Here is a 26,798-nt window from a genome sequence, read left to right as displayed (position 1 = left end):
CGCATGAGCCAGTGAGGATAACGCGATGACCAATGTTTTGCTGAGCTTTGACGATCTTGATGCGGGCGACTTGGTAAATAATCAGTTCCAAAGCCAAGGTGTGACGATTTCTACGTTGAATGTCTGCACCCCGGCGATGGTGTTTGACACGTCGAACCCGACCGGTGGCGATCACGACTTGGCGACGTCGAACATGGGCAATGTGTTGATCCTGTCTGAGGATCGCGACAGCACTGATCCAGATGACAATGCGGGCGGCGGCACGTTTGTGTTTGATTTCGACGCACCCACCCGCGTGCTGAATTTCGCGACATTGGACATTGAAGAAGCGGGCGGCGAGGTGCGTTTGTATAACGCAGATGGGCATCTGATAAAGACGGTCCCAATCGGAACAACGGGCGACAACGGGCAGGGCGTCGTCAACCTGTTCACTGATGACGTCGCGCGGATGGAGGTCGAGTTGCCGGGCTCCGGCGCGATTGACAGTGTTTGTTTCGTGGAGATCGACCCGTCAGATGCGCTTGACGGCGTTGTCGAGGGAAGCAACGACGATGATCTGATCGACTTTTCCTACATTGGCGATCCCGAAGGCGACATGATCGATGCGGGCGACGCGGTGTTGCCCGGTCAGTTTGGTGATGAGGACATCGTCGACGCATTTGGCGGTGATGACACGATCTTTTCAGGCGCGGCCGATGATGTGATCTATGCGGGTTCTGGCGCGGACGTCGTGGACGCGGGCGCCGGCAATGACACTATTTATGGCGACAGCAATTATTCTGGACCCGGGGCAGGTGTTTCGTCTCGCGAGAGCTTGAACTGGTCCGAAAACCGCATGGATATCGACGGGTTCACGCAGGACACCGGCACCGTTGAGGTTACATTTACGATCCTTGATGAGGACGCGCAGGTCAAAAACGGCTTCAACCATCGCGACCAGTTTGTTGACGGAATTGACGGTGGCGATGAGACCGTGTCTGAAAACAGCGCCTTTGTAAGCGTTGCCAATGGTAGTGGGAATGAGGCGACCTACGAGCTTGGCTTCTCTGACCCGGTTGAGAATGTGTCATTCCGGATCAACGATATTGACGGCGACGGGATTGTGTCGGTCCGCGCCTATGACGCTGATGGAAACGAAATTCCGGTCATTCTGAGCGGCGGCGACCGGTTGACCTTGTCTGATACAGATGCGGTTGCGGGTGCCGACACGGCCGACAGCAATGGTGGCTACGCGCCGTTCACATCACCTGACTACTCCGCCCTGGTTGAGATCGCAGGACCCGTCGCACGGATCGAAATTGAGCATATGCAAGATGGTCCGCGCAATTCCGGCGTGACCTTCACCGACGTGTTTTTCGACGTGCCATTGGTTGATGACGGCGAAGATGGCGATGACATTCTGTCCGGTGGGTCGGGCAATGATATGATCTTTGGCGAAGGCGGGGATGACACGATCTTCGGCGGTGTTGGCGACGATACCATCACCGGTGGTGCTGGTGCTGACACGCAATCAGGCGGGGATGACGCGGATACGTTTCTGGTCAGCGATGCGGATGACGGCATCGGCGACATCATTGATGGCGGCACTGGCGGTGACGACAACGACATATTGGATCTGCGTGGGGCAGGGCCATTGCGCATCGTGAACCGTACCGTTGATCCGGATGGCGATTCCATTTCTGGCACGGTTGAGTTTCTGGATGGTGTCGGTGGACCCGTCATGGGCACAATGGATTTTGCCGAGATTGAGACGATTGTGCCATGTTTTACACCCGGCACCGCCATTGCCACCCCGCGCGGCGAAATTCCTGCAGAAGAGCTGCAGGTCGGCGACAAAGTGATCACCCGCGACAATGGCATTCAGGAAATCCGCTGGGTCGGTGCCAAGCGCATGGATGCACGTGTGCTGCAATCGAACCCGCATCTGCAACCGGTGCTGGTGCAACGCGGCGCCTTGGGCAACGGCCTGCCCGAACGCGACATGCTGGTCAGCCCAAATCACCGTTTGCTGGTCAATAATGACCGGGTGAGCCTGTATTTTGAGGAAAACGAGGTGCTGGTGTCTGCCAAACATCTGGTGAGCCCGCGCGACGGCATTCAGTCGATCCAATCGATGGGCACAAGCTACATTCATTTCATGTTCGACAATCACGAAGTGGTTCTGTCCAATGGTGCCTGGAGCGAAAGCTTTCAACCCGGGGATCGCGCGTTGAAAGCCGTGGGCAACGCGCAACGCAATGAAATCTTTGAACTCTTCCCTGAGTTGCAGGGCGCGAGGGGCCGTGAGGCCTATGTCTCTGCCCGGCTGTCGCTGAAAAAACACGAAGCGCAGATGCTGTTTCGCTGAAACGCGCTATGTTGTTTTTGAGCTGTCGTATTCTTTGATCGCGAGCGTTAACGCGTCAGCAAAAAACGGCCTTATGGCAAAACAAACGCCAATTTGATTTTTATTGCTACGATTGTTCGTTTTAATAGTGTTTTATCTGTTTGATTAACCCTTTTTTAGTGGACGCCGCGCAGACCCGACCGGCAGCCATTGTGGATGTAAGGAATGCGAAGCCATGGCCGATATTGAAGGGTCCGACGACGACGATATCCTGAACGGCACCAACCAGAGTGACACGATCTCCGGCAAGGGGGGCAATGACACGATCTCGGGCGGCAACAGCCGCGACCGGTTGTTTGGCAACGCAGGCAATGACACGATCTCTGGTGGCAATGGCGAAGACGAGATCGAGGGCGGCGACGGCAATGACACGCTGAATGGCGATCAAAGCCAGGACACCATTTCAGGTGGCGACGGCGATGATGTGATCGACGGCGGTCAGGGCGATGACCGGCTCGATGGCGATGACGGCAATGACCGCATTGAAGGTGGGCAGGGCCAGGACCGGATCAACGGCGGCGACGGGCGCGATGAACTGTCGGGCGGGCAAGGTGACGACCGCATCAATGGCGGCGACGGCAATGACGCCATTTTTGGCGGGCAGGGACAGGATCGGCTCTCAGGCGATGACGGCGATGACCTGATTTCTGGCGGCACGGGCGACGACCGCATCAAGGGCGGTGAGGGCAACGATTTTCTTGAAGGCGGTGACGGCAATGACCGCATGGCGGGCGGCGCCGGGGATGACGTGTTCATCGGCGGCGCGGGCAATGACCGGATGCTGGGCGGCGATGACCGTGACACGTTCATCATTGAGGGCGCGCAAAACGCCAATGGCGACTTTATTGACGGCGGCACCGGCGGCGAAGATTTTGACACGCTTGATCTGCGGGAAACGGGGCCGTACCGGCTGAGAAACCTGCGCACCGACGCGGATGGCGACAGCCAGTCGGGGCGGGTTGAACTGCTTGGTGACAACGGGCAGGTCATTGGCGGGTTCGAGTTCCGCGAGATTGAGAGCATTGTGCCGTGCTTCACCTCCGGCACCATGATTGCCACCCCGCGCGGCGAGATTGCGATTGAAGCCTTGCGTGAGGGCGACAAGGTGATCACCCGTGACAATGGCATGCAGGAAATCCGCTGGATTGGCCGCAAAACCGTTGAGGCTGACATGATCGCGGATCTGCCGCAGCTTCGCCCGGTTCTGGTGCGCGCGGGGGCTCTGGGGCAGGGCTTGCCGGAACGCGACCTGCTGCTGTCGCCCAATCATCGCGTGCTGCTGATGGAGGACCGCGTCGGCATGCTGTTTGACGAGCGCGAAGTTCTGTCTGCCGTCAAACATCTTGAAGGCCGGGAGGGAATTTGCACCGTTCAGGCCAGCAGTGTGACCTATTGGCATATCCTATTTGACCGCCATGAGGTTGTCTTGTCCAACGGGGCGTGGAGCGAGAGCTTCCAGCCGGGCGACTATGCGTTGAAAGGGATTGGTGCGGCGCAGCGCAACGAGGTTTTGACCTTGTTCCCGCATTTGGCAAGCCGGGCCGGGATTGAAGGGTTTGAAGCCGCCCGGATGACGCTGAAACGCTATGAGGCGGAATTGCTGAGCGATTAACCCCCGGCGGATTTTTGAGTATTTTTGACCAAATGGAGACAGAGCCGCGCGTCGGAGGGGCGAGCGCTAGCTTTGCGACGCCCGCCAAGCGGCCCAGTCTTCGGGCGTATCAAGATCGGTCAGGGCGCGCGTGCCTTTGAGCTTGATATGCTGGACCGCCTGCGAATGCGCTTTGATCACGGCGCGGGCGCCTTGATCGCCTGTGATGGCGCCAAGCGCTGGGAAGAACGCACTGGGAAAGATCACGGGATGGCCGGGCGTGCCATCAGCGCTGCACGCGCGGGTGATGGTGTCGGGCGTGGCGGCGGCGGCAAGCCTGTTGATGTCCAGCGCGTCGATTTCTGGCATGTCGGCGGGGAGGATCAGGATCGCTTGCGCGCCTTTAGCGGATTGAACCCCCAGCCGAATTGAGCTGGCCATGCCGCGCGCGGGATCAGGGTTTTCGACGAGTGCGACTGGCAGGTCGGCGACTGCGTTGCGCCGTGCATCCGCCTGAGACGGTAAGACAAGTGCGACCGCATCCACATCGCTGGCCAGCAACATTTGGACCCGGTCGCGCAGCAGGGGACTGCCCGCGATGGGTTCCATCAGCTTGTCACGCCCGCGCATCCGCGATGAGGCGCCTGCCGCTAAAAGCAGCGCCGTGATTTTCAATGCAGGCTGCTTTTGGAAAAGACGTTGATCATGACGATGCCAGCCACGATGAGTGCCAAGCCAATAAAGGCCGGCGCGTCGAGCTTTTGGCCGAAATAGAAATACCCGATGCAGGCGATGAAGATAATGCCAAGCCCAGACCAAAGCGCGTACATGATCCCGACAGGCATGTATTTCAGCGTTAGCGCCAGCAGGTAAAACGAGATCGCGTAAGCCACGACGACGATGACCGATGGCCAGAGTTTGGTAAATTGCTGGCTGGCTTGCAGCGCCGTGGTGCCGATGGTTTCAGCAATCACGGCAGCGATCAGGTAGATGAAATGCTTGGGCATGCGGCGCACCTTCGTTTTCACCATCCAACACGAGAAATTGCGCGGGCGAAAGAGGCTTAGCGACCGACATATCGGTCTTTGCGGTGGTTAAAGCCTACGACGATATTGACCATGAAGGCGCCAAGTAGGGACAGCGCAACAATGGGCGTCTCCAGCACGATGAAGGCTGCGGCAAACAAAACCGCGTCGAAGCCCAGTTGTACCCAGCCCGCCTGGATGTTTGTCCGTTCTTGCAAAAACAGAGCAAGCACCCCGATCCCCCCGAGACTGGCGCCATGACGAAAGAGCACGATCAGGCCGATCCCGATCACAGCACCCGCAAACAAAGCCCCGAAAATCGGGTCCAGCGTTGCGATGCTGAAAAGTGGTGGCATCACTTCTGACATCACGGACAAAAGTGCTACGGCAATGAAGCTTTTGACGGTGAAGCGCGGGCCCATTTGCACCCAAGCAAGAGCATAGAATGGAAGGTTTATGACGAAGAACCAGAGGCCAAAGGACCATCCGGTGACATAAGACAAGAGCACTCCCAAGCCCGCAGTTTGACCGGTAATGAGGCCCAAATGGGAAAGAAATTGCAGCCCGAGCGCGCAGAGTGCGGTTCCCATCAGGAAGGCGAGCGCGTCTTCAAGCAGCGAATGATCTGTCGGGTTATGCGGTTCGTTGGTCATGATGGGTCAACAAAAAAGGCCGGGCTGCGATATGCGGGCCCGGCCTTGATAGCTGTGATGGCTGCGATTTACATCGCTTTGTTCAGGTTCTCGTCGATTTTTTCCAAGAACCCTTCGGTGGTGAGCCATTTTTGATCGGGGCCGACCAGAAGCGCCAGATCTTTGGTCATCGAACCGCTTTCGACAGTGTCGACCACAACGGTTTCGAGCGTGGTCGCGAACTTCATCAGCTGCTCATTGTTGTCGAGTTTGGCGCGGTGCTTCAAGCCACCTGTCCAAGCGTAGATCGAGGCGATGGAGTTGGTCGAGGTGGCCTCGCCCTTCTGGTGCTGACGGTAGTGGCGGGTGACGGTGCCATGGGCGGCCTCTGCCTCAACCACTTTTCCATCTGGCGTCATCAGTTGGGAGGTCATCAGGCCCAGCGAGCCGAAGCCCTGCGCCACAGTGTCGGACTGCACATCGCCATCGTAGTTCTTACAGGCCCAGACGAATTTGCCGGACCATTTCATCGCGGCGGCGACCATGTCGTCGATCAGGCGGTGCTCATAGGTGATGCCGGCAGCTTCGAACTTTTCGGCGAATTCTTCGTCATAGACCTTCTGGAACAGATCCTTGAAGCGGCCGTCATAGGCTTTCAGGATGGTGTTTTTGGTCGACAGATAGACCGGCCAGCCAAGGTTCAGCCCGTAATTCATCGAAGCGCGCGCGAAGTCGATGATGGACTGGTCAAGGTTGTACATGCCCATGGCGACGCCTGCGGCAGGGCTGTCAAAGACCTCTTTCTCGATGACGGCGCCGTCTTCGCCGACGAATTTCATCGTCAGCTTGCCGGGGCCAGGCATCAGGAAGTCAGTGGCTTTATACTGGTCGCCAAAGGCGTGACGGCCAATGACAATCGGGTCGGTCCAGCCGGGCACCAGACGCGGCACGTTGGAGCAGATGATCGGCGCGCGGAACACAACGCCGCCCAGGATGTTGCGGATCGTGCCGTTGGGGGAGCGCCACATTTGCTTGAGGTTGAATTCCTCAACGCGCTGCTCATCGGGGGTGATGGTGGCGCATTTGACGCCGACGCCGACCTCTTTGATCTTTTCAGCTGCGTCGATGGTGATTTGGTCGTTGGTCTCGTCGCGGACTTCCATGCCGAGGTCATAATAGAGCAGATCGACGTCCAGATAGGGCAGGATCAACTTCTGTTTGATGAAATCCCAGATGATGCGGGTCATTTCATCGCCGTCGAGTTCGACGACGGGGTTTTCTACCTTGATCTTAGTCATGGGGGCCTCCGGCTACGTTTGGATTCGATTGAGGGCGTCTTAGACCAGTCGGTTCGGCTTGGGAAGGCAGTATGCGAATGTATACCGCGTTCACCGCGGCGAATTTTACGAAATCACGCCAGATCGCGATAGGCGCGGTTGCCATAGAGCAGCGGCGCGCCTTCAGCGGAACGCACGGCGCGCACCTCGCCGATCATGACGTGATGGGTGCCGATCCTTTCATGGCTTTTCAGGCGGCAGTCGAAAGACGCAAGCGATGAGACAAGCGCGGGCGCCCCGGTGCGCAATGTTTCAAACGGGGCCGACGCGAATTTATCGCCGCCCGGAGGCGTTTTGCGCGACGCGAAGACATTGGCAATGTCTTGTTGGTCGGCGCTGAGCACGTTGACGCAAAAACACGCGTTTTCGAGGATCTTTGCCGTGGCCGACGCTTCGTGATGCAGGCAGACCAGCAATGTGGGAGCGTCGCCATCGGCGGACACGCTGGACATGGCCGAAACGGTTGCCCCGGCTTTGCCTGTGTCGCCGTCAGTCGTGACGATGGTCACAGTGGAGACAAGGGTGCTCATTGCGTCGATGAAGTCGGATTTAAGCTGCGTGTCTGGCATAGCGTCTCTTTGCCCGGGACGCGGCGCGCGCGCAAGGCTTGCCAAGCGCTTTTCGCTGCCACATGGTGCGGCATATGACGCATCCGATCAATGACATAGCGGCGCTTGACCAAGCCCATGCGCTGCATCCCTGGACCCATTTCGACAGTTTCGCAGCCCAAGCCCCTTTGGTGATAGAGCGCGGTGAGGGGTGTCTTTTGTGGGACCGCGACGGGCACGAATATCTGGATGCGGTCGGCGGGTTGTGGTGCACCAATATTGGGCTGGGCCGGCGCGAGATGGCGGAGGCAATCGCAGAGCAGGCCGAGCGTTTGGCGTTTTCGAACAGTTTTGTCGACATGACGCATGGGCCCGCTGCATTACTGGCGGCCAAACTGGCGGAGATTGCGCCGGGGGATCTGAACCGGGTGCATTGCACGACGGGCGGTTCGACCGCCATCGATAGCGCTTACCGGATGGCGATTTACTACCATCGCTGCAGGGGCGAGATGGAGCGCACGCATGTGATTGCGCGCGATGACAGCTATCATGGATCGACTTTTGCCAGCATCTCCATCGGGAAGCGGTCTGGCGACAAGGTGCCCGAATTTCACTATAAAGAAGACGGCATTCACCATATTTCGACGCCCAATACGTATCGCCGCCCCGAGGGGATGAGCGAGGCGGAATTCTGCGACCATCTGGTGGCAGAGTTCGAAGTGAAGATTGCTCAGATCGGGCCTGAAAAGGTCGCGGCGTTCTTTGCGGAACCTATTCAGGCGTCGGGCGGGGTCATTATGCCGCCAGAAGGCTATTTGGCGGCCATGGCGGCAGTCTGTAAGGCACACGGGATCCTGTTTATCGCGGATGAGGTCGTCACGGGCTTTGGGCGGCTGGGAAAATGGTTTGCATCGAAGGATGTGTTTGGCGCGCAGCCAGACATTATCTGTTGCGCGAAAGGCTTGAGCTCCGGCTACCAACCCATTGGGGCTGTTATATTTTCTGATCAAATCTATGACGCGATGCAAGGCGATCGTTGGTACGCGTCTGGCTTTACATATTCGGGCCATCCGGTCGCCTGTGCCGCGGCTTTGAAGAATATCGAGATCATAGAACGAGAGGGTTTGCTGGGCCATGCCGCGGAAATTGGCCGCTATTTTCAAACGCAGCTTGCAACGCTGTCAGAGCTGCCTTTTGTCGGATCGGTCCGAGGACAGGGCTTGATTGCCTGTGTTGAAAACGTCGCTGACAAATCCACCAAAGCGCTTTTGCCTGACGCGCTGGATATCGGGAAACGCATTTCAGACGCGGCGGAGGTGAAGGGACTTATGGTGCGACCGATTGGGCATCTGAATGTGATGTCGCCGCCTTTGGTGATCACGAAAACACAGGTGGATTTCGTGGTCGAAACACTGGGCGCGTCTATAGGGGAAGTGGCGGATCAACTGACCCGCGAAGGCATTAAAGAAGGTTAAGAATGGCACTGACAGACGCAGCAAATGAAGTAGACAAGGCCGTTACGCGCGATGGGCATCGCGGCATGTCTTTTGAGAACGCGTTCGGTGGCGCGCTGTCATTTCTACGCCGGACCTACACTAAGGATTTGACTGGGGTTGATCTGGCTGTGACCGGTGTGCCGTTTGATCAGGCGGTGACAAACAGACCGGGCACACGGTTCGGGCCGCGCGCGATACGGGAGGCATCGAGCCTACAGGCAATGGACGCGCCCTACGGGTGGGATATCAACCCGATGACGGATTTCAACGTGATCGACTATGGCGATTTAGCGTTTGATTACGCAGATATACCAAGCTTTCCTCAAACTCTAACGGATCATATTTCCGGGATCTTGAATGCGGGCGCGGGGTCGTTGGTTCTGGGCGGTGATCATTATATCAGCTTTCCTATTTTGCGCGCCTATGTTGCCAAGTTTGGCCCGCTGAGCCTGCTGCAATTCGATGCGCATTCGGACACTTGGCCCGATGATGACATGTCGCGCGTCGATCATGGCACGATGTTTTATAAGGCGGTCAAAGAAGGTTTGATTGATCCTGCGCGCTCCGTACAGGTCGGGATCCGGACGCATTGCGAGGACTATCTGGGCGTTAACATTATCGACGCGCCTGAAGTTCATGCGATTGGGCCCGAAAAGACGGTTGAGAAGATCAAATCGATCCTTGGGGAGCGTCAAACTTATCTGACCTTTGACATTGATTGCCTTGATCCGGCCTTCGCGCCGGGCACCGGGACGCCTGTATCTGGCGGGTTGAGCAGTGCGCAGGCCTTTGCCATTTTGCGGGGGCTCAAAGGCATGAACATGGTGGGCGGCGACGTTGTCGAGGTCTCTCCGCAATATGACACAACGGGGGCCACGGCGGTCGCGGGCGCGCATGTTGCAACCGAGCTGATGTGTCTTTATTGCGCGAACCTGTCACAAAGCTGAAACCCTTTTGTTATAACACTACGGGCCAGCAAAATGAGTGGGCTCGGAGGGCATCGTGAAACACGCAACGCGCGAAATCAGCTACGCCCATTCGGCCAAGACCAAGGCCGGTCGGGCGGTGATCCGGACCATGGAAAACACGACCGGGCGGATCAAGCTGATCAAACAAGCCAAAGGCTATGAGCATGAGGTCGCGGCCGGCGCAAATTTCTGGACCGTGATGACGCAACGCTACGGGCTGAGCCTTGAGATTGTCGGCGGCAGTTTGGAGAACATCCCACGTGACGGACCGTTGATCTCAATCGCGAACCACCCTTACGGGATCCTTGATGGTTTGGTGATGGGCCATATCCTGAGCCAGATTCGCGGCGATTTCCGTATTTTGGCAAATCGCGTGTTTCGCAAAGCCGAAGAGATTAACAAAGTCATCTTGCCAGTCAGCTTTGATGACACCAAGGCTGCCGTGGCGCAGAACCTTGCGACCCGCCGCGCCGCATTGGACTATATGCAAGCGGGCGGCGCGATTGGGATTTTTCCGGGCGGCACGGTGTCGACCTCCGCCAAACCGTTTGGGGCGCCGTTGGACCCAGGCTGGCGCAGTTTCACCGCCAAATTGGTTACCAGATCGGATGCAACCGTTGTGCCGATCTACTTTGACGGCGCAAATTCGCGCCTGTTCCAGCTTGCCAGCCACGCGCATGTTACCTTGCGGATGGGGCTGTTGATCAACGAATTCAAACGCAAGGCGGGCAAACCTGTGCGCCTGGTGATTGGAAATCCGATCCCGCGTGCGCAATTGGACACATACAGCCGCGACCCGAAAGGAATGATGGATTTCCTGCGCCAGTCCACCTATGACCTGTCCCCAACGCCCGTCGCGCCAGCCAACCAGCCGGTGCCGCATGGGTTTGAATTTGAGGACAAGCATAGAAGGGCTGCAGATGGCGGTCGGCATATTTGACAGCGGATTGGGCGGGCTGACCGTTTACAATCAGATCGCGCAGGACCTGCCTGATCTGCCGGTGTGCTATTTCGCCGACAGCGCCAACACGCCCTATGGGACCCGCACCGCGGACAATATCTATGAGCTGACCTGCGACGCTGTGGGCGCGATGTTCGACCAGGGGTGCAATCTGGTTATCCTGGCGTGCAACACGGCCTCTGCTGCGGCGTTGCGGCGGATGCAGGAGCATTGGATACCACGCGACAAGCGGGTGCTTGGGGTGTTCGTACCTATGATCGAGGCGCTGACGGAACGCAAATGGGGTGACAACTCCCCCCACGCGAGGTCGATGTGAAACATGTGGCACTGTTTGCGACGCCGGCGACCGTGTCGAGCCGCGCCTTTCAAAGAGAATTAGCGTTTAGAGCCATAGGGGTAGATGTCGAAGCTCAACCATGTGGCGGGCTTGTTGATGCGTTGGAGGATGGCGATGAGATGCTCGCGGAAGCGCTGGTGCGGTCGCATGTCGACGCGCTGAAACGGCGGATGCCACACCCGCAAGCGGCCATTTTGGGCTGCACACATTACCCGTTGATGCAGGATGCGTTTCAGGACGCTTTGGGCGCGGATGTGAAAGTGTTCAGCCAGGCCGATCTGGTGTCCGCGTCGTTGGACGATTACCTGAAGCGCCATCCTGATATGCTAGGCGACGGCACTGAGACACGGTTTCTGACGACGGGCGACCCGCGCCAAGTTACCGACCGCGCGACACAGTTTTTGCGACGAAAGATCGAATTTGAAGCGGCCTGATTGCCGCGCGACCATCTTTCTTTTAAGCCTACGTAAATTCTGACTGTGAGTGTTCTCATGACCCATAAAATCGCCATTCTTGGTGCGTCCGGCTACACCGGTGCCGAGCTTGTCCGGCTGATCGCCACCCATCCCACTATGTCGATTGCGGCGCTGTCGGCAGATCGCAAAGCGGGCATGGCTATGGCCGATGTATTCCCGCATCTGCGCCATTTGAGCCTGCCGACGCTGGTAAAAATCGACGAGATTGATTTCTCGGATATTGATCTTTGTTTTTGCGCCTTGCCGCATAAGACGTCGCAGGAGGTGATCTCCAAACTGCCCGCTGATTTGAAAGTTGTCGATCTGTCGGCTGATTTCCGGCTTCGCGACCCTGCGGAGTACGAAAAATGGTATGGCAATCCGCATAGCGCCCTGGCGCAGCAAGCGGAGGCGGTTTACGGGCTGACGGAATTCTACCGTGAGCAGATTAAATCTGCGCGGTTGGTGGCGGGCACGGGCTGCAACGCAGCGACCGGTCAATATGCGTTGCGGCCGTTGATTGAGGCGGAGTTGATTGATCTTGATGAGATCATCATTGATCTGAAAACCGGTGTGTCCGGGGCCGGGCGGTCGTTGAAGGAAAACCTGCTGCATGCGGAGCTGTCCGAAGGCGCGCATCCTTACGCTGTTGGTGGGACCCATCGGCATCTGGGGGAGTTTGATCAAGAATTCAGCGCGATTGCAGGGCGGCCTGTGAAGGTTCAGTTCACGCCGCACCTGTTGCCGTCGAACCGGGGTATCGTGGCCACGATCTATGTAAAAGGTGACGCGCAAGCCATTCATAACGCCTTTGAAAATTCGTATGCGGGTGAGCCGTTCATTGAGCTGCTGCCCATGGGCGGCGTGCCGTCGACGCGCCATATTCGTGGGTCAAACTTCGTGCATCTGAGCGTGGTGGCCGACCGGATTGATGGGCGTGCGATTGTGATCTGCGCGCTCGACAACCTCACTAAAGGGTCATCGGGGCAGGCATTGCAAAACGCCAATCTGATGCTAGGTGAGGATGAGACGGCGGGCCTGATGTTGGCCCCTGTCTTTCCGTAAGAGGGCATAGATGCGCGGGCTGAAAAAACAACGTCGGATCCAGATCATCGCCATGGCGGTGGTCGGGCTTTTGATTGCCACAGTCACGATTGGCTATGCGCTGCGGGACGGGATCAACTTTTTCTATTCGCCCACACAAGTGGTCGAAAGCCCGCCCAGTGCCAATGAAGAATTTCGGATCGGCGGCCTGGTTGTTGAGGACAGCATCGTCAATGGCGAAGGGTTCGCGTTTACCTTTACCGTGACGGACGGCAATGCTGAGGTGCCTGTCGCCTATGTAGGAAATGAGCCGCGCCCCGATCTGTTCAAAGAGGGTGAGGGCACGGTGGCTACCGGAAAATACGTCAACAACGTCTTCCAAGCCCATACAATCTTTGCCAAACATGACGAAACCTATATGCCCGTCGAGGTGATCGACGCGCTGAAAGAGCAAGGCGTCTACCAAGACCCTGACGCTTAACAGCTGTTTAACAGGCAGGCACCGCGCGGCCCGGTTTCAGCGCGTTAACCAATTCAAGGCAATCTCCGCTCGCATTCATCGAGGGGATATTGCCATGATCAATGTCGAAGACATCACCGCAGAAATTCTCAGGGCCGAGGGTGGCTATGTAAACGACCCTGACGATCCGGGTGGGGCGACAAATTTTGGAGTCACGATCCACACGATGCGCCGGTTGGGGCTGGACGTGACCGGCGACGGGCGCGTCTCGGTCGCGGATGTGAAAGCTCTGACACGCGAACAAGCGGGCGAGATCTTTGAGGATCACTATTATCGTCGTCCGCGTATCGACGCCTTGCCGGGGCCAATTCAGGCCAGCGTTTACGACATGTATGTCAATGCGGGGTCAAATGCGGTGAGGATCCTGCAAGGCCTGCTGCAGGAAATGGGCTATGACGTGTCTAAGGATGGCGTGATTGGCCCGCAGACGATCCGTGTGAGTTTTGAAGCGCATGGCGCGGCCAATGATTTTCTGGTCGACGCTTATGGTATCGCGCGGCGCAATTACTATTACGCCATTGGCGATCGCCGCAAAGCGTCGCGCAAATACGCGCGGCGCCGGGATGGAGGCAAGGGCGGTTGGATCACGCGGGCCGAAAAATTCATGGATACAGCCTATCATTTGACGCTGAAGCAGCACCAAGCGCGGACGAAGAAATGGGCTTGATTGGCCGTATTTTGGGCGGCGGGGTAGGCGAAGTTGGCCGCGCTGTCACCAATGTTGCCGATGGATTTCGACCCAACGCGACGAAAGCGATGATCCTTGGGCATAACAGCTACCGGGCTGCGCTTGATCAGCATGGCAAGGAGTTTCAATACGGCCGGATTGGCTGGTTTGACAGCATTATGAATGGGTTGAACCGGTTGCCGCGCCCGTTTTTGGCGATGGGAACGCTGGGTCTGTTCGTTTTTGCGATGGTTGATCCTGAAGGGTTTGCGCCGCGCATGGTGGGGTTGAATTCGGTGCCGGAACCTTTGTGGTGGTTGCTGGGCGCGATTGTCAGTTTCTACTTTGGAGCGCGGGAGCTGCATTATGCGCGTGGCCCGGGCAGCGGGTTGCGCCCACCAAAACCGGGCGCCGCACCAATTGAAAAAGTCGTCACGCGGGAGGGGAACGCAGCGCTTGAGGCCTGGCGCGCGCGGCGTGGCGGGTAAAATAAACCACGTGTGACGGGAGGTTCCTCTTTTCTAAACCGTTTAGTTCGCTATTTTGCGAGCAATGGCAGGAAAGAGGGCCCTTTGATGCAATATGAAACCCTGAAATATTCGGTGCGCAACCATATGGCCGTGATCGAATTCGCGCGGCCCGAGGTGATGAATGCGCTGAACACGCAAATGCGGGCTGAGATCTTGCATGCGGTCAAAGCGGCTGAGAAGGAGGCGCGGGTGATCGTGCTGACGGGCCGAGGGCGGGCGTTTTGTTCGGGCCAGGATTTAGGCGATCGCGCGACCGTGGCGCGTATCGATCTGGAACGCACGTTGCGCGATGAATACATTCCAATGCTGCGCGCCATTATTGACTGCCAACTGCCTGTTATTGCCGCCGTAAACGGCCCTGCGGCAGGGGCGGGCGCCAATTTGGCGCTGTCGGCGGATGTAGTTATTGCGACCGAAAGCGCGGTGTTCTTGCAGGCCTTCACGCGGATCGGGTTGATCCCGGATGCGGGTGGGACTTACTTTTTGCCGCGCCAGATCGGCATGGCAAAGGCGATGGGTGCGGCGTTGTTTGCGGAGCCGGTTACGGCCAAACAGGCGTCGGACTGGGGTATGATCTGGGAAGCGGTGCCGGATGAAGACTTCGCGACCGTCTGGAAAGACCGCGCGTCGCAATTGGCCAACGGACCCACAGCGGCTTATTCGCGCGCCAAGCAAGCGATCCGCAAAGGATATGAGAACGGTTTGGAAAAGCAGCTTTTGCTTGAGGCGAAACTACAAGGTGAGTTGGGCAAGACCCACGACTTTCGCGAGGGGGTCTTGGCCTTTCTTGATAAACGTGCAGCGGGATTTGAAGGCCGTTAGGGCCTTCCGCTGCCAATTGGCGCGCGCAAGGCCGCTTGACGCCGTTCCGAGATGGCTTTGATCAAATGCCGTTCGAGCGGGGTTGGTTTGCGTTCCACCCGCCTGTAGCGCGATCCATCGATTTGCCGCGTCACCATGTCATGCTCAATGAGTGAGCGGCGGATCAGGACGTGATCACCAAAGCATTCCCCTGCTTGGATCGCGACATTGACCTCTTTCTCGGAGAGGTCTTTGCGTGCGGGCAGCGAGGTCCAGAACGCCGCTAGGCAAAGCCCCTGAACAGAGGTTTTCAAAGGCCAGCGGGTCATGCGGCCCTCAACATCGAAGACACGCAGCGCGTCGCGCAAACGGCGCGTCTCAAGATCAGACAATGCAGCCTCAGGTTGAGGGGCACCGATATCGGCCTTCAACGTTTGATGGTTCCGATAGCCGGCTGCGCGGGCAATCAAAGTAAGCGTTTGCGCCTGTCCCGGCGTGTCCGCAGGCCAGTTTTCACGCAAAGCACGCGCAAATTTAGACAGATCCTCGATCACGAGGGGTAGGGGTGAAGTGGACATAAGCCTCTCCCTTTCAGATCGCGTCAGATTGGGGTCGAGAGCCGTCCTTGTCGACCGTGACGCCATGAAAGTAAGGCTTCAGGTCTTGATCAATGGCAAGGTTTAGCATGGCCCATTTGGGCTGACGGCGTCTGGGTTCTTGCCGACCCGTGGGCGCGTCATACGCATGCGGGCCTCGTTTGCCAAGGCCCGCATGTGAAAAACTTAACTCATCTCGCCTTTGACGCTCTGGTTGGCGAAATGGTGGTTTGTGTCGCGGTGTTCGGCCTCATCAGCGCGGATCACCAAGACCACCTCGCGCAGCCGTGCATCGTCAGGCAGGTTCCAATAGTCTTTTGCGATCTGCGGCGCGGGCACGTTTTCAACATTCCCGGCGTCGATCTGTTCAAGATATTGCGTGTAGCTGACGACGGCTTCTTCTTCGAGATATCCGACGACGCGATGCGCAACCTTGGGTGCCAGCAGGTAGAGGAAGAAGTAGGCGTTATAGAACACCAGCTGCGTGATCATGATCAAAGCGCGCTCAAACCGGGAGGGCTGTGCAATGTGGATGAAGGTCATGAGGTGCATGCGTTCATTGTCGGCTTCTTCGATCAGCTCCTTGATCCAGCCCTGATCGTCGCGAATGTGGCGAATGGCTTTGAGGTGCTGCAACAGCCCGCCAACCATACCGGGCACGGCGGCAACGGTTTCCAACACAACGGCGCGATGCCCGTAACGTCCCGCGAAGAACTTATCCGCGAATACGCGCATGAATTTCACAAGGCGATAGGCAAATTTATCGCTGAAATTTTGCGGTGCATGGTGGACGGTTTGAAATTCGGCTTCAGCTGTCTTGAAGTCGGTTGTGTGTTTCATCGCGGGGGTTCGTGCTCCTATCTGTTACACTCCATAGATAGGCTTGCCCCAGCGCATTCGTAGGGTTCCGAACTGCGACAAATACGCCGGCACAAACGAAAAAAGCCGCCCTTGAAAGAGCGGCTTTTAATCAGGTTTTCAGCGGTTTAGCGCTTTTCGATGTCGACATAGTCACGCAGCGTCTCGCCCATATAGAGCTGACGCGGGCGGCCGATTTTCAGTTTCGGATCGGCAAGCTGTTCTTTCCACTGCGAAATCCAGCCGACGGTGCGCGCAAGTGCGAAGATCGGCGTGAACATGGAGGTTGGGAACCCCATCGCTTCCAGAATGATGCCGGAATAGAAATCGACATTTGGGAACAGTTTCTTCTCGGTGAAATACGGGTCTTCCAGCGCGGCTTTTTCCAAAGCCTTAGCGACCTGCAACTTGGGGTTGTTTTCAACGCCAAGCAGATCCAGCACCTCATCGGCGGACTTTTTCATGACCTTGGCGCGCGGGTCGAAGTTTTTGTAGACGCGGTGCCCAAAGCCCATCAGGCGGAACGGATCGTCCTTGTCCTTGGCGCGGGCGATATACTCGGGGATCCGGTCAACAGTGCCGATTTCTTCCAGCATTTCGAGGCAGGCCTGGTTTGCGCCGCCATGCGCCGGGCCCCAAAGGCAGGCGATACCAGCGGCGATACAGGCAAACGGGTTCGCACCCGAGGAGGACGCAAGACGCACGGTCGAGGTCGATGCGTTCTGCTCATGATCCGCGTGCAGCGTGAAGATGCGGTCCATGGCGCGGCTGAGGATCGGATTGACCTGATAATCCTCGGCGGGGACGGCGAAACACATGCGCAAGAAGTTAGACGCATAGTCCAGATCATTGCGCGGGTAGATGAACGGCTGCCCGATGGAAAATTTGTAGGCCCAGGCAGCGATGGTCGGCATTTTTGCGATCAGGCGGATCGAGGCGACCTCCCGCTGATGCGGGTCGGAAATGTCGGTACTGTCGTGGTAGAAAGCGGACATGGCGCCGACCACACCGGTCATGATCGCCATCGGATGCGCGTCACGGCGGAAACCACGGTAGAAATACACCATCTGCTCATGCAGCATGGTGTGGTTGGTTACCAGAGTTTCAAAATCTTCAAGCTGCTGGGCGGAGGGCAAGTCGCCGTAAAGCAGCACGTAGCAAACTTCTAAGTAATGCGAGATCTTCGGCCAGCTGGTCAATTGGGTAGCCGCGATGCAAAAGCTCACCCTTGATGCCGTCGATGAAGGTGATCGTGCTGTCGCAGGCCGCCGTCGACGTGAAGCCGGGGTCATAGGTGAAGACGCCACCTTGCGCATAGAGCTTGGTGATATCCAAGACATCAGGGCCGGCGGTGGGCGACAGGATTGGCAATTCAATTTCCTTGCCGTCGAAGGTTAATTTCGCGGATCTATCTGCCATTCTGACACCTCTTCGAATTTTGCGGGACGCTGTTGGCGATCCGTCCCGGTCCTGTTGGATCGGGCCGCAGACGGCCCAAGTTTATGTTTCAAACCGGGCGGACCCGAGTTGACGCAAGGAGGCGCTACCCCTGAGCGTCTTGAAGGCGGGCCAGAGTTTCCTCCTGCCCGATCAGCATCATCATGTCGAAGACACTGGGAGACACAGCACGCCCGGACAGCGCAGCACGCAGCGGCCCGGCTAACTTACCGAAACCCATCTCCTTGGATGCGGCGAATTCGTTCAAAACGCTTTCGAGCGTTTCACGCGCCCAAGTAGCAGTTTGCAACTGCGGCGTCAATTCCTTCAGTATACCACGGGATACAGAATTTAGATGCTTTTCGGCCTTCTCGTCGGGCGTGAAGGGCCGGCTGCCCAGCGCGAAATGCGCCTTATCCAAAAGGGCGCCAAGCGTTTTTGCGTTGCCTTTCAGCACCGGCAAGGCCGCACGCAACGCATCTTTCTGCGGTTGCGAAAGATTGGGCGCATCGCTTTGCGAAATAAAGGCGTCAATGTCATGCATCAAAGTGTTGTCATCGCTCATGGCGATGTGGTGCCCGCAAATGTTTTCCATTTTCTTAAAATCCAGCCGGGCAGGGGCTTTGCCGATCCCCGACAGGTCAAACCAATCCAGAGCCTGCGCGTCGGTGAAGACCTCATCATCGCCGTGGCTCCAGCCCAAGCGCGCGAGATAATTGCGCAGCCCGGCGGGCGTGTAGCCCATGGCCGCGTATTCCTCGACGCCCAACGCGCCGTGGCGTTTGCTGAGCTTTTTGCCGTCGGGCCCGTGGATCAAAGGGATATGCGAAAATGTCGGCAGGTCCCATCCCATCGCTGTGTAGATCATCGACTGACGCGCGGCATTGGCCAGGTGATCATCGCCCCGGATCACGTGGGTCACACCCATATCATGGTCATCGACAACAACCGCCAACATGTAAACCGGTGTGCCATCGGAGCGTAACAGGATCATGTCATCCAGCGTCTCGGCCTTCCACGTCACTGCGCCTTGCACTGCGTCGTTGATGCTGATTGCGCCGGTTTGCGGGGCTTTGATGCGGATCGCGAAGGGCAGGTCGGGGTGGTCCGCCGCGTCCACGTCACGCCAGGGGGAGCGGAACAGTGTTGACTTGCCTTCCGCCTTGGCGGCTTCGCGGAATGCGGCGATTTCGTCCTGGGTTGAGAAGCATTTATAGGCTTTGCCCTGATCCAGCAGGTGATTGGCGATCTCCACGTGGCGCGCGGCGGCTTCAAATTGCGATGTGGCGTCGCCGTCCCAATCAAGGCCCAACCATGTCAGCCCATCAAGGATCGCCTGCGTGGCCTCGGGCGTCGATCTGGCGCGGTCCGTGTCTTCGATGCGCAGCAGGAATTTTCCGCCACGCCCGCGCGCATAGAGCCAGTTGAACAACGCAGTGCGCGCGCCGCCAATATGCAGAAAGCCGGTGGGGGACGGGGCGAAACGGGTGACGACCGGTGTGTCAGACATCTGGATGCTTAACCTTTTGGAAACCAAGAAATCGCTACTATCAGCGATGTTTAGCAGGGTGTTTAGGCCGGTCTTATGACGGAAACAAGTCCAGCCCACGGGACAGTTTCGACGAGATTTGCGTCAAGCGGCGTGCAAAACGGGCTGGCCTTGCAATATATGGCCCGCAATCAGGTGTTTTTGTGGCTGCCGATCTATTTTGGCGCGGGCGTCGGCACGTATTTCTCGCTGAGATCTGAGCCACCTGAGACGCTGTTCTGGACCCTGATTGTCGCGGGCGCGCTTCTTCCGATGCTGCTGCGGATGCAACCGCGCGCACTGCCACTGGCATGGGCCTTATGCTTCGCCAGCATCGGCTTTGGGATGGCCGGGCTGCATAGCCAAAGGATTGCGGCACCTGTTTTGGAATATCGCTATTACGGCCCGATTGAAGGCCGGGTCGTGGCGATAGACCGTTCCGCGTCAGAGGCGTTGCGGGTCACGCTCGATCAGGTACGTTTGGACCGTATCGCGCCGGCAAAGCGGCCCAAGCGTGTGCGGGTGTCGTTTCATGGCGAACAGCCCTTTGTGGACCCGAAACCGGGCCAGATCCTGATGATGACGGGCCATCTTTCGCCGCCATCCGGCCCGGTCGAACCCGGCGGTTTCGACTTTCAGCGCCATGCGTGGTTCATGCAATTAGGCGCGGTAGGCTACACCCGTGTGCCTGTATTGCTGCAAAGCCCCGCGGAGCTGCGCAGTTTTTCCATGCGGCTTTTTGCGTTCCGGATGCGCTTGTCGGAGGCGATCAAATCGCGCATGTCCCCTCGCGAAGGCGCCTTTGCGAGCGCGATCATCACAGGCGACCGATCAGACATAGACAAGAAGGCGTTGGAGGCATTGAGGGCGTCGAACCTTGCGCATCTACTGGCCATCTCAGGTATGCATATGGGGATGCTGACGGGGGTGGTTTTCGCGCTGATCAGGTTGGGGTTTGCCTTTCGGCCCTCGATTGCGATGCGCTGCCAGCCAAAAAAGATCGCGGCCATTGCGGCATTTGTCGCGGCGTTTTGCTATTTGGGCATTTCAGGCGCCAGCGTGGCCACGCAGCGCGCCTTCATTATGGTTGCTGTCATGTTGCTAGCGGTCTGTTTGGACAAGCGTGCGCTGACCTTGCGTGCTGTTGCGATTGCGGCGCTGATTGTGTTGGGAATCCGGCCCGACAGCCTTGCGGGGCCGGGGTTTCAAATGTCGTTTGCCGCGACAACCGCGCTGGTGGCCGTGTTTGCCGAGATCCGCGACCGTCAATTGATGTTGGGCTGGCCGAGATGGTTCCGAAACTTTGCCTCTTTGGTGATTTCATCCGCGATTGCGGGGCTGGCGACGGCACCTTTTGGTGCGCTGCATTTCAACCAAATGGCGCAATGGGGCCTCGTCGCGAATCTGGCATCGGTGCCCGTTATGGGGATGGTGGTGATGCCCGGCGCCGTGTTGGCTGCGGTGTTGTCACCCTTCGGTCTGGAAGGTGCAGGTTTGCACATCATGCAGCTGGGCGTGCGCTGGATCATCTTTGTCGCGGAAACCGTGGCGGGCTGGGACAGCGCGTTGCGCCTTTACCCGTCGCCGCGCCCTTGGGTGTTGCCGCTGCTGGGCTTGGGCGGCGCGCTATTGTGTTTGTTGCGTACCAAGTGGCGGCTGTCTGGCGGTGTCGTGCTCGCCGCGGCATTCGGGTTATGGGCAAGCACGGAGCGGCCGGTGCTGTTGGTGGCCGATACGGGCACCTTGTTTGGCATTTTGACGACGGAGGGCCGCGCCGTGAACAAACCCAAGGGCGAGGGATTTCTGGCTGGCGCTTGGCTGGAAAATGATGGCGACGCGGCCGATCAAACGATGTCTTGGGAACGCGCGGGGTTTGATCGCAACGAGGCGATGCTGTCGGTGGGAGACGCGCAGATTCTATTTGTGAACGACAAAAACATGGAAGCGCGCGCGGCGGAACGTCTTTGCGGCAAGGCCGATCTACTGGTTTTACCGCGCTTGAAGGCTGATCTGCCTTGCGATGCGATCACGGCCACAAGCCTGCGCAGATCAGGTGCGCTTGCTATCAGCCCGACCGAGACTGGTTTGAATATAGTTACGACGCGCGACCTGCGGGGCGCGCGCCTGTGGTCTGATTAGTGCGGGGTTAACTCAGTAAGAGCGGATCAACCCGACCAAACGCCCCTGCACTTTGACCATGTCATCCGGCAGGACGCGCGTCTCATAGTTCACATTGGCAGGTTCTAACGCAATCGATGACCCATGGCGGCGGAAGCGTTTCAGCGTGGCTTCAGCGTCTTCGACCAAGGCCACAACGATGTCGCCGTTATTGGCGGTGTTTTGTTCCCGGATCACCACGACGTCGCCATCATTGATGCCGGCTTCAATCATCAGAATCGCCCTTAACTTCAAGTGCATAGTGATGCCCGTTGCCCGACAGCATCGTGCCGGGGACAGCGACATGGGATGACACCTCGCTGATCGCTTCAATCGGCGTACCGGCAGCAATCCGGCCCATGACGGGCAATTCCATCGCGTGGATGTCGGAGACCGGCATGGAGGAGCGCGGCGCATCGACCTTGTCGCCCTCGATCACTTTGGGGCGGAACCCTTTCGGCTGCGCCAAGACGCCGCCATCGATTGCATCGGGCAGCTTCACAATCTCAATCGCGCGGGCCCGGTGGGCAAGACGTTGGATGAAGCCGCGTTCTTCAAGCGCCGTGATCAACCGATGGATGCCAGATTTGGAGCGCAGATCCAGCGCATCTTTCATCTCGTCAAAGCTTGGGGTCACCCCGTCGCGTTGCACGCGGGTATGGATAAATCTCAACAGGTCCAGCTGTTTCTTTGTCAGCATTGCTCGAACTCCCTCATGGACAGTGTTCACGAATGTTCTACCCACGTTCTTGTTTTGTGTCAACGAATAGGTAAACAAACCCTAAACAGGAATGTAGTCCACCAGTTCGTCCACCAGCCGCGCCCTGTCATTGGGCGGGCGCACGATCAGAGCGTTAGCTTCCGACAGAACGGTTAACAAAGAGCTATCTTGACGCTCAAAAGCTTGGACCTGAGCGGTATCAGGGTGATGGCGGGCGCGCATGTAGTGTTCTCGCGGTCCATTGGCGGGCAGGTCTTTGGTCAAACGCCCGCGTGTGCGGCGCCGGGGTTCAGCCTTGAAGCCTTGCATTTTTTTGAGTAGTGGAAGGATGAATACCTCGCCGCAAACCATTGAAGACACGGGGTTTCCGGGAAGTCCGATTAGGACGGATGATCCAATACGCCCGGCCATGAGCGGTTTTCCGGGGCGCATGGCGACTTTGTAGAAGGCACGCTGCAGCCCTTGATTTTGGGCGACGCGTCCGACGATGTCATGATCGCCGACGGAGGCCCCGCCGATGGTGATGATCAGGTCATTGCCTTGCGCCAATTCTAATGCCTGCGCGAGCGAGCTATCAGTGTCCTTGGCAATCGGGATCATGCGCACCTGCGCACCGGCGGCTTCAAACATAGCGCGAAGCCCGAATGTGTTGGAGGCTATGATTTGGTCGCGGGCCGGGGCTTCACCCGGCATCACCAGCTCATCGCCTGTGGCAATCAGGGCAATTGTCGGGCGGCGTTTCACCTGAACCTCGGCGCAGTTCATGGATGCCAGCAGGGCGAGCCGCGCAGGGCTCAAAAATAGTGGCGCTTCAAGTCGCGCGCCGGTGAGAAAGTCGCCGCCAGCGGGCCTGATATGCTTGTTGTTATCCAGCTTTGGGCCAAGGGTGATGAAGTCGCCATCCCGCGTCACATCTTCCTGAATGATCACGCGTGAACCGCCATCGGGTACCAGCGCGCCAGTAAAGATGCGCACCGTTTCACCGGCACTGATTTGGCCTGTGAAGTGGTGGCCTGCTGCGGCCTCACCAATCAGTTTGAATGTCTTTCCTGGAACGGCACGGTCAGAGATCACGTAGCCATCCATGGCCGATACAGCGAATGGCGGCTGCGCGCGGGTCGCAACCGCGTCTTTGGCAAGCACGCGGCCTGCGGCGTCATGGAGCGAAATGGTTTCCAAAGGCAGCGGTGTCACGAGTGCAAAAAGCGCGTTCAATGCCTCGGAGACGGTGATCACGCCTCAAACCGTCCTGATTTGCCGCCGTCTTTGAGAACGACCTTCACTTGCGTGATTTCCATCGTCTTTTCAGCGGCTTTGAGCATGTCATAGACGGTCAGGGCGGATGTTGAGACGGCGGTCAGGGCCTCCATCTCGACCCCGGTTTGGCCGGTGGTTTTGACGGTCGCTTCAATCCGGATGCCGGGCAGGGCCGGGTCAGGGGTCAATTCAACAGCGACCTTCGTGATTGGCAAAGGGTGGCACAACGGGATCAGATCGCCGCATTTCTTCGCGCCCATGATGCCTGCCAGCCGCGCGACGCCCAACACGTCACCTTTTTTGGCGGTGCCTTCAGTGACCAGCGCCAGCGTGTCCGCCTGCATGATCACAGCGCCATGTGCAACGGCGATACGGTCGGTGACGTTCTTGTCGGATACATCGACCATATGGGCGTCACCCTTACCGTCAAAATGGGTAAGCTTTGCCATCTACATGCCTCTGGTAAAAGGTTTTTTGCTGAGGATGTGTCGCGTGGCACCGGCTACATCATCCTGTCGCATCAGGCTTTCGCCGATCAGGAAGGAGCGCGCGCCATATTGCGCAAGCTCGGCCAGATCATCCGGTTCAAAAATGCCGCTTTCTGCGATGATCAACTTGTCGGCTGGGACGCGTTTGGCCAGCGTTCGGGTGGTGTCGAGCGTGACGTCAAACGTGTTCAGATCGCGGTTGTTGATGCCCAGCATCGGGCTTTTCAGAACGCCTGCGCGGTCAAGTTCCTCGGCATTGTGGACTTCCACCAATACGTCGAGCCCCATGCCCGTGGCCGCGTCTTCCAGCTCAACCGCTTGCGCGTCTGAGACGGAAGCCATGATGATCAGAATGCAATCAGCGCCCAAGGCACGCGCTTCGACCACCTGATAGGGATCGTACATGAAGTCCTTGCGCAGGATCGGCAGTTCAACGACGTCGCGTGCCGCCATCAGGTAGCTGTCATCGCCCTGGAAAGACGGGCCATCGGTCAGGATAGACAGGCAGGCTGCGCCACCTTCTTTGTAAGCTTCTGCCAAGCTAGGCACGTCGAAATCTTCGCGGATCAAGCCTTTGGACGGGCTGGCTTTCTTAATCTCGGCGATTAGCCCGTAGTCGCGAGAGGCGGCCTCGCTCAGCTGGTCGTAAAAACCACGTGGGGCAGGGGTTGCCTGTGCCTCGGCCAAGATATCCTCGTATGACTTGGCAGCTTTGCACTGCGCGACATGGTCAAGCTTATAGGCTTTGATTTTTTCCAGAATGCTGGGGATGCTCATGCGGCCTCCGACGTCAGGTGTGCGAGGTTGACGACTTTGGTTTTGGCGGCGCCACTGTCGATGCTTTCTTTTGCAAGTTCAACACCTTCTGGTAGGGAGCTTGCCTTATCTGCAACGACGAGCGCCGCGGCCGCGTTGAGCAAAACCGCCTCGCGATAGGCTGATGCGGCTCCATCCAAAAGGGCCGTAAAGGCGGCGGCGTTTTCTTGTGGCGTTCCGCCGATGATTTCTTCGAACGGGCGCGGGGCGAGGCCAGCATCTTCTGGCGCAATTTCAGCCATCGTGACGCGACCATCTTCGAGCTTTGCCACTTGGGAGGGCGCGGAGATTGATAGCTCATCCGTGCCGTCGCCACCATGGACGAGCCAGGCTTTCTCTGACCCCAAGGCCTGCAGCGTTTGTGCCATAGGTCCGATCAAATCGGCAGAAAACGCGCCGGTCAGCTGGCGTTTCACGCCCGCCGGGTTGGTCAGCGGGCCGAGGATGTTGAAAATAGTGCGTGTGCCAAGCTCCGCCCGGGTTGGCATCACATGCGCGATCGCGGGGTGATGCATGGGCGCCATCATGAACCCGATACCGATCTCGTTAATGGCGCGTTCAACAACATCTGCGCCGACCATGACATTGACCCCCATCGCGCCGAGCGCGTCTGCCGCGCCGGATTTTGACGACAGGTTGCGGTTGCCGTGTTTGGCGACGGTCACACCGGCACCTGCCACCACAAACGCCGTGGCGGTGGAAATATTCAAGGTGCCTTTGCCGTCGCCGCCGGTGCCAACAATGTCCATCGCCCCCACAGGGGCCACGACCGGGTTGCATTTGGCGCGCATGACGGCTGCTGCTGCGGCGTATTCTTCGACCGTTTCGCCACGCGTACGCAAAGCCATCAAAAATCCGCCGATCTGCGAGGGTGTTGCTGCGCCTTCGAACAGGATCGAGAAAGCGCGCTCCGCTTCGTCACGGCTGAGCGTACGTTCAGCGGCCGCACCGATCAGCGGCTTTAACCCATCGCTCATGCCGGAACCTTCATTGCGTTGAGGAAGTTTTGCAGCAATTGGTGACCATGCTCAGAGGCGATGCTTTCAGGGTGAAACTGCACCCCGTGGATTGGTTTGCTGCGATGCTGCAGGCCCATGATCGTGCCGTCATCAAGCTCTGCCGTGACCTTAAGCGCGTCGGGCAGGCCTTCGCGGTCCACGACGAGCGAATGGTAGCGGGTTGCTTCAAAACCTTGCGGCAAGCCTTTGAAGACGCTTGTATTATTGTGATTGATGGTGCCCATCTTGCCATGCACGATCTCACTATGGCGCACCACTTTGCCGCCAAAGGCCTGACCGATAGATTGGTGACCAAGGCAGACCCCAAAGAGCGGCATGTTCGTTTCGGCCGCAGCCTCAACCATCGCAAGGCAAATGCCCGCCTGGCTCGGGTCGCACGGACCGGGCGACAGCACCACGCCAGCAGGCTTCATCGCCATGGCTTGCTGCACATCTATTGCGTCATTGCGCTTTACGACGACCTCGGCCCCCAATTCGCCCAGGTAGTGAACCAAATTGTAAGTAAAGCTGTCGTAGTTATCGATGAGTAGCAGCATATATGTCTCTGTTTTGGGACGGTGGCATGCCCCGATGTGGCTTGTCGGCAAAAAAGGTTTCGGCACCCTGCCTGTCGCGGTATAAAT

The 26,798-nt window shown here is 58.0% G+C and carries 24 protein-coding genes and 3 pseudogenes; 12 read left to right on the top strand and 15 right to left on the bottom strand.

Going from position 1 to position 26,798, the window contains the following annotated elements; translation table 11 throughout:
• The first annotated feature begins 25 nt into the window (after nucleotides 1–25).
• A complete protein-coding gene (locus ACZ1G7_RS02825; protein ID WP_472662145.1) occupies nucleotides 26–2,347 on the top strand; it encodes a Hint domain-containing protein in 2,322 nt (773 codons plus the stop codon).
• A gap of 214 nt (nucleotides 2,348–2,561) precedes the next feature.
• Entirely contained in the window at nucleotides 2,562–3,998 is a 1,437-nt protein-coding gene (locus ACZ1G7_RS02820) for a Hint domain-containing protein (RefSeq protein ID WP_472662143.1), read from the top strand.
• Nucleotides 3,999–4,064: 66 nt separating this feature from the next.
• Here ACZ1G7_RS02820 and ACZ1G7_RS02815 read toward each other — a convergent pair whose 3' ends face one another.
• The 5 genes from ACZ1G7_RS02815 to ACZ1G7_RS02795 form a co-directional block, all read right to left on the bottom strand.
• The gene (locus tag ACZ1G7_RS02815; RefSeq protein WP_472662141.1) at nucleotides 4,065–4,652 is read right to left on the bottom strand and encodes a nucleotidyltransferase family protein; all 588 of its coding nucleotides are present in this window, start codon (nucleotides 4,650–4,652) and stop codon (nucleotides 4,065–4,067) included.
• Nucleotides 4,649–4,984: a DMT family transporter gene (locus tag ACZ1G7_RS02810; RefSeq protein WP_472662139.1), complete on the bottom strand. Its 336-nt coding sequence runs from the start codon at nucleotides 4,982–4,984 to the stop codon at nucleotides 4,649–4,651. Before ACZ1G7_RS02810 ends, ACZ1G7_RS02815 begins: the two co-directional genes overlap by 4 nt.
• Before the next feature lie 56 nt (nucleotides 4,985–5,040).
• Nucleotides 5,041–5,655, bottom strand: a complete 615-nt coding sequence (locus ACZ1G7_RS02805) for a YitT family protein (RefSeq protein WP_472662137.1) — start codon at nucleotides 5,653–5,655, stop codon at nucleotides 5,041–5,043.
• A gap of 68 nt (nucleotides 5,656–5,723) precedes the next feature.
• Nucleotides 5,724–6,932: an NADP-dependent isocitrate dehydrogenase gene (locus ACZ1G7_RS02800; RefSeq protein ID WP_472662135.1), complete on the bottom strand. Its 1,209-nt coding sequence runs from the start codon at nucleotides 6,930–6,932 to the stop codon at nucleotides 5,724–5,726.
• A 113-nt stretch (nucleotides 6,933–7,045) separates the two neighbouring features.
• Nucleotides 7,046–7,540: a flavin reductase family protein gene (locus tag ACZ1G7_RS02795; RefSeq protein WP_472662134.1), complete on the bottom strand. Its 495-nt coding sequence runs from the start codon at nucleotides 7,538–7,540 to the stop codon at nucleotides 7,046–7,048.
• A gap of 74 nt (nucleotides 7,541–7,614) precedes the next feature.
• Here ACZ1G7_RS02795 and ACZ1G7_RS02790 point away from each other — a divergent pair, with 74 nt between their 5' ends.
• The 9 genes and pseudogenes from ACZ1G7_RS02790 to ACZ1G7_RS02750 all read left to right on the top strand — a co-directional run bounded on the left by ACZ1G7_RS02790 (nucleotide 7,615) and on the right by ACZ1G7_RS02750 (nucleotide 15,319).
• Nucleotides 7,615–8,994 carry an aminotransferase gene (locus ACZ1G7_RS02790; protein ID WP_472662132.1) on the top strand — a complete coding sequence of 460 codons (1,380 nt, stop codon included), beginning with the start codon at nucleotides 7,615–7,617 and terminating at the stop codon, nucleotides 8,992–8,994.
• Nucleotides 8,995–8,996: 2 nt separating this feature from the next.
• Complete coding sequence (gene speB / locus ACZ1G7_RS02785) at nucleotides 8,997–9,962, top strand: agmatinase (protein WP_472662130.1); 966 nt, start codon at nucleotides 8,997–8,999, stop codon at nucleotides 9,960–9,962.
• 55 nt (nucleotides 9,963–10,017) lie between these two features.
• Nucleotides 10,018–10,923: a lysophospholipid acyltransferase family protein gene (locus tag ACZ1G7_RS02780; protein ID WP_472662129.1), complete on the top strand. Its 906-nt coding sequence runs from the start codon at nucleotides 10,018–10,020 to the stop codon at nucleotides 10,921–10,923.
• A pseudogene (locus ACZ1G7_RS02775) lies at nucleotides 10,904–11,715 on the top strand (glutamate racemase). Before ACZ1G7_RS02780 ends, ACZ1G7_RS02775 begins: the two are co-directional and overlap by 20 nt.
• Before the next feature lie 57 nt (nucleotides 11,716–11,772).
• The gene (gene argC / locus ACZ1G7_RS02770; protein WP_472662127.1) at nucleotides 11,773–12,801 is read left to right on the top strand and encodes an N-acetyl-gamma-glutamyl-phosphate reductase; all 1,029 of its coding nucleotides are present in this window, start codon (nucleotides 11,773–11,775) and stop codon (nucleotides 12,799–12,801) included.
• 10 nt (nucleotides 12,802–12,811) lie between these two features.
• The gene (gene ccmE, locus ACZ1G7_RS02765; protein WP_472662125.1) at nucleotides 12,812–13,261 is read left to right on the top strand and encodes a cytochrome c maturation protein CcmE; all 450 of its coding nucleotides are present in this window, start codon (nucleotides 12,812–12,814) and stop codon (nucleotides 13,259–13,261) included.
• Nucleotides 13,262–13,355: 94 nt separating this feature from the next.
• On the top strand, nucleotides 13,356–13,967 hold the full coding sequence (locus ACZ1G7_RS02760; protein ID WP_472662123.1) for a holin-associated N-acetylmuramidase: 612 nt from the start codon (nucleotides 13,356–13,358) through the stop codon (nucleotides 13,965–13,967).
• Nucleotides 13,958–14,455, top strand: a complete 498-nt coding sequence (locus ACZ1G7_RS02755) for a holin family protein (protein WP_472662121.1) — start codon at nucleotides 13,958–13,960, stop codon at nucleotides 14,453–14,455. The genes ACZ1G7_RS02760 and ACZ1G7_RS02755 overlap by 10 nt, the downstream gene beginning before the upstream one ends.
• Before the next feature lie 87 nt (nucleotides 14,456–14,542).
• A complete protein-coding gene (locus ACZ1G7_RS02750; protein ID WP_472662119.1) occupies nucleotides 14,543–15,319 on the top strand; it encodes an enoyl-CoA hydratase-related protein in 777 nt (258 codons plus the stop codon).
• Here the strand turns inward: ACZ1G7_RS02750 and ACZ1G7_RS02745 are convergent.
• From ACZ1G7_RS02745 to gltX, 4 genes and pseudogenes are all read right to left on the bottom strand, one after another.
• Entirely contained in the window at nucleotides 15,316–15,876 is a 561-nt protein-coding gene (locus tag ACZ1G7_RS02745) for a DUF2087 domain-containing protein (RefSeq protein WP_472662117.1), read from the bottom strand. The two genes, ACZ1G7_RS02750 and ACZ1G7_RS02745, sit on opposite strands and share 4 nt — an antisense overlap.
• A gap of 204 nt (nucleotides 15,877–16,080) precedes the next feature.
• Nucleotides 16,081–16,734 carry an alternative oxidase gene (locus ACZ1G7_RS02740; protein ID WP_472662115.1) on the bottom strand — a complete coding sequence of 218 codons (654 nt, stop codon included), beginning with the start codon at nucleotides 16,732–16,734 and terminating at the stop codon, nucleotides 16,081–16,083.
• A 146-nt stretch (nucleotides 16,735–16,880) separates the two neighbouring features.
• Nucleotides 16,881–18,171: pseudogene (gene gltA / locus ACZ1G7_RS02735) on the bottom strand (citrate synthase).
• A 124-nt stretch (nucleotides 18,172–18,295) separates the two neighbouring features.
• Entirely contained in the window at nucleotides 18,296–19,699 is a 1,404-nt protein-coding gene (gene gltX / locus ACZ1G7_RS02730) for a glutamate--tRNA ligase (RefSeq protein WP_472662113.1), read from the bottom strand.
• Between the two features lie 75 nt (nucleotides 19,700–19,774).
• On the opposite strand from gltX, the gene ACZ1G7_RS02725 reads away from it, so the two are divergent.
• On the top strand, nucleotides 19,775–21,856 hold the full coding sequence (locus ACZ1G7_RS02725; RefSeq protein ID WP_472662112.1) for a ComEC/Rec2 family competence protein: 2,082 nt from the start codon (nucleotides 19,775–19,777) through the stop codon (nucleotides 21,854–21,856).
• Between the two features lie 12 nt (nucleotides 21,857–21,868).
• On the opposite strand, the pseudogene lexA reads toward ACZ1G7_RS02725, so the two are convergent.
• The 6 genes and pseudogenes from lexA to ACZ1G7_RS02695 form a co-directional block, all read right to left on the bottom strand.
• Nucleotides 21,869–22,574, bottom strand: a pseudogene (gene lexA / locus ACZ1G7_RS02720) (transcriptional repressor LexA).
• Nucleotides 22,575–22,655: 81 nt separating this feature from the next.
• On the bottom strand, nucleotides 22,656–23,831 hold the full coding sequence (locus ACZ1G7_RS02715) for a molybdopterin molybdotransferase MoeA (RefSeq protein WP_472662110.1): 1,176 nt from the start codon (nucleotides 23,829–23,831) through the stop codon (nucleotides 22,656–22,658).
• Nucleotides 23,828–24,301 carry a cyclic pyranopterin monophosphate synthase MoaC gene (moaC, locus tag ACZ1G7_RS02710; RefSeq protein WP_472662108.1) on the bottom strand — a complete coding sequence of 158 codons (474 nt, stop codon included), beginning with the start codon at nucleotides 24,299–24,301 and terminating at the stop codon, nucleotides 23,828–23,830. The genes ACZ1G7_RS02715 and moaC overlap by 4 nt, the downstream gene beginning before the upstream one ends.
• Nucleotides 24,302–25,117: an indole-3-glycerol phosphate synthase TrpC gene (gene trpC, locus ACZ1G7_RS02705; RefSeq protein ID WP_472662106.1), complete on the bottom strand. Its 816-nt coding sequence runs from the start codon at nucleotides 25,115–25,117 to the stop codon at nucleotides 24,302–24,304.
• Nucleotides 25,114–26,133: an anthranilate phosphoribosyltransferase gene (gene trpD / locus ACZ1G7_RS02700; RefSeq protein ID WP_472662104.1), complete on the bottom strand. Its 1,020-nt coding sequence runs from the start codon at nucleotides 26,131–26,133 to the stop codon at nucleotides 25,114–25,116. Before trpD ends, trpC begins: the two co-directional genes overlap by 4 nt.
• On the bottom strand, nucleotides 26,130–26,711 hold the full coding sequence (locus tag ACZ1G7_RS02695) for an anthranilate synthase component II (RefSeq protein WP_472662102.1): 582 nt from the start codon (nucleotides 26,709–26,711) through the stop codon (nucleotides 26,130–26,132). The genes trpD and ACZ1G7_RS02695 overlap by 4 nt, the downstream gene beginning before the upstream one ends.
• Nucleotides 26,712–26,798: the final 87 nt, after the last annotated feature.

The sequence above is a fragment of the Litoreibacter sp. JB4-2 genome (assembly GCF_055693445.1).
Note: the sequence above shows the minus strand (reverse complement) of the source record. Positions and strands in the feature narration are given on the sequence as shown.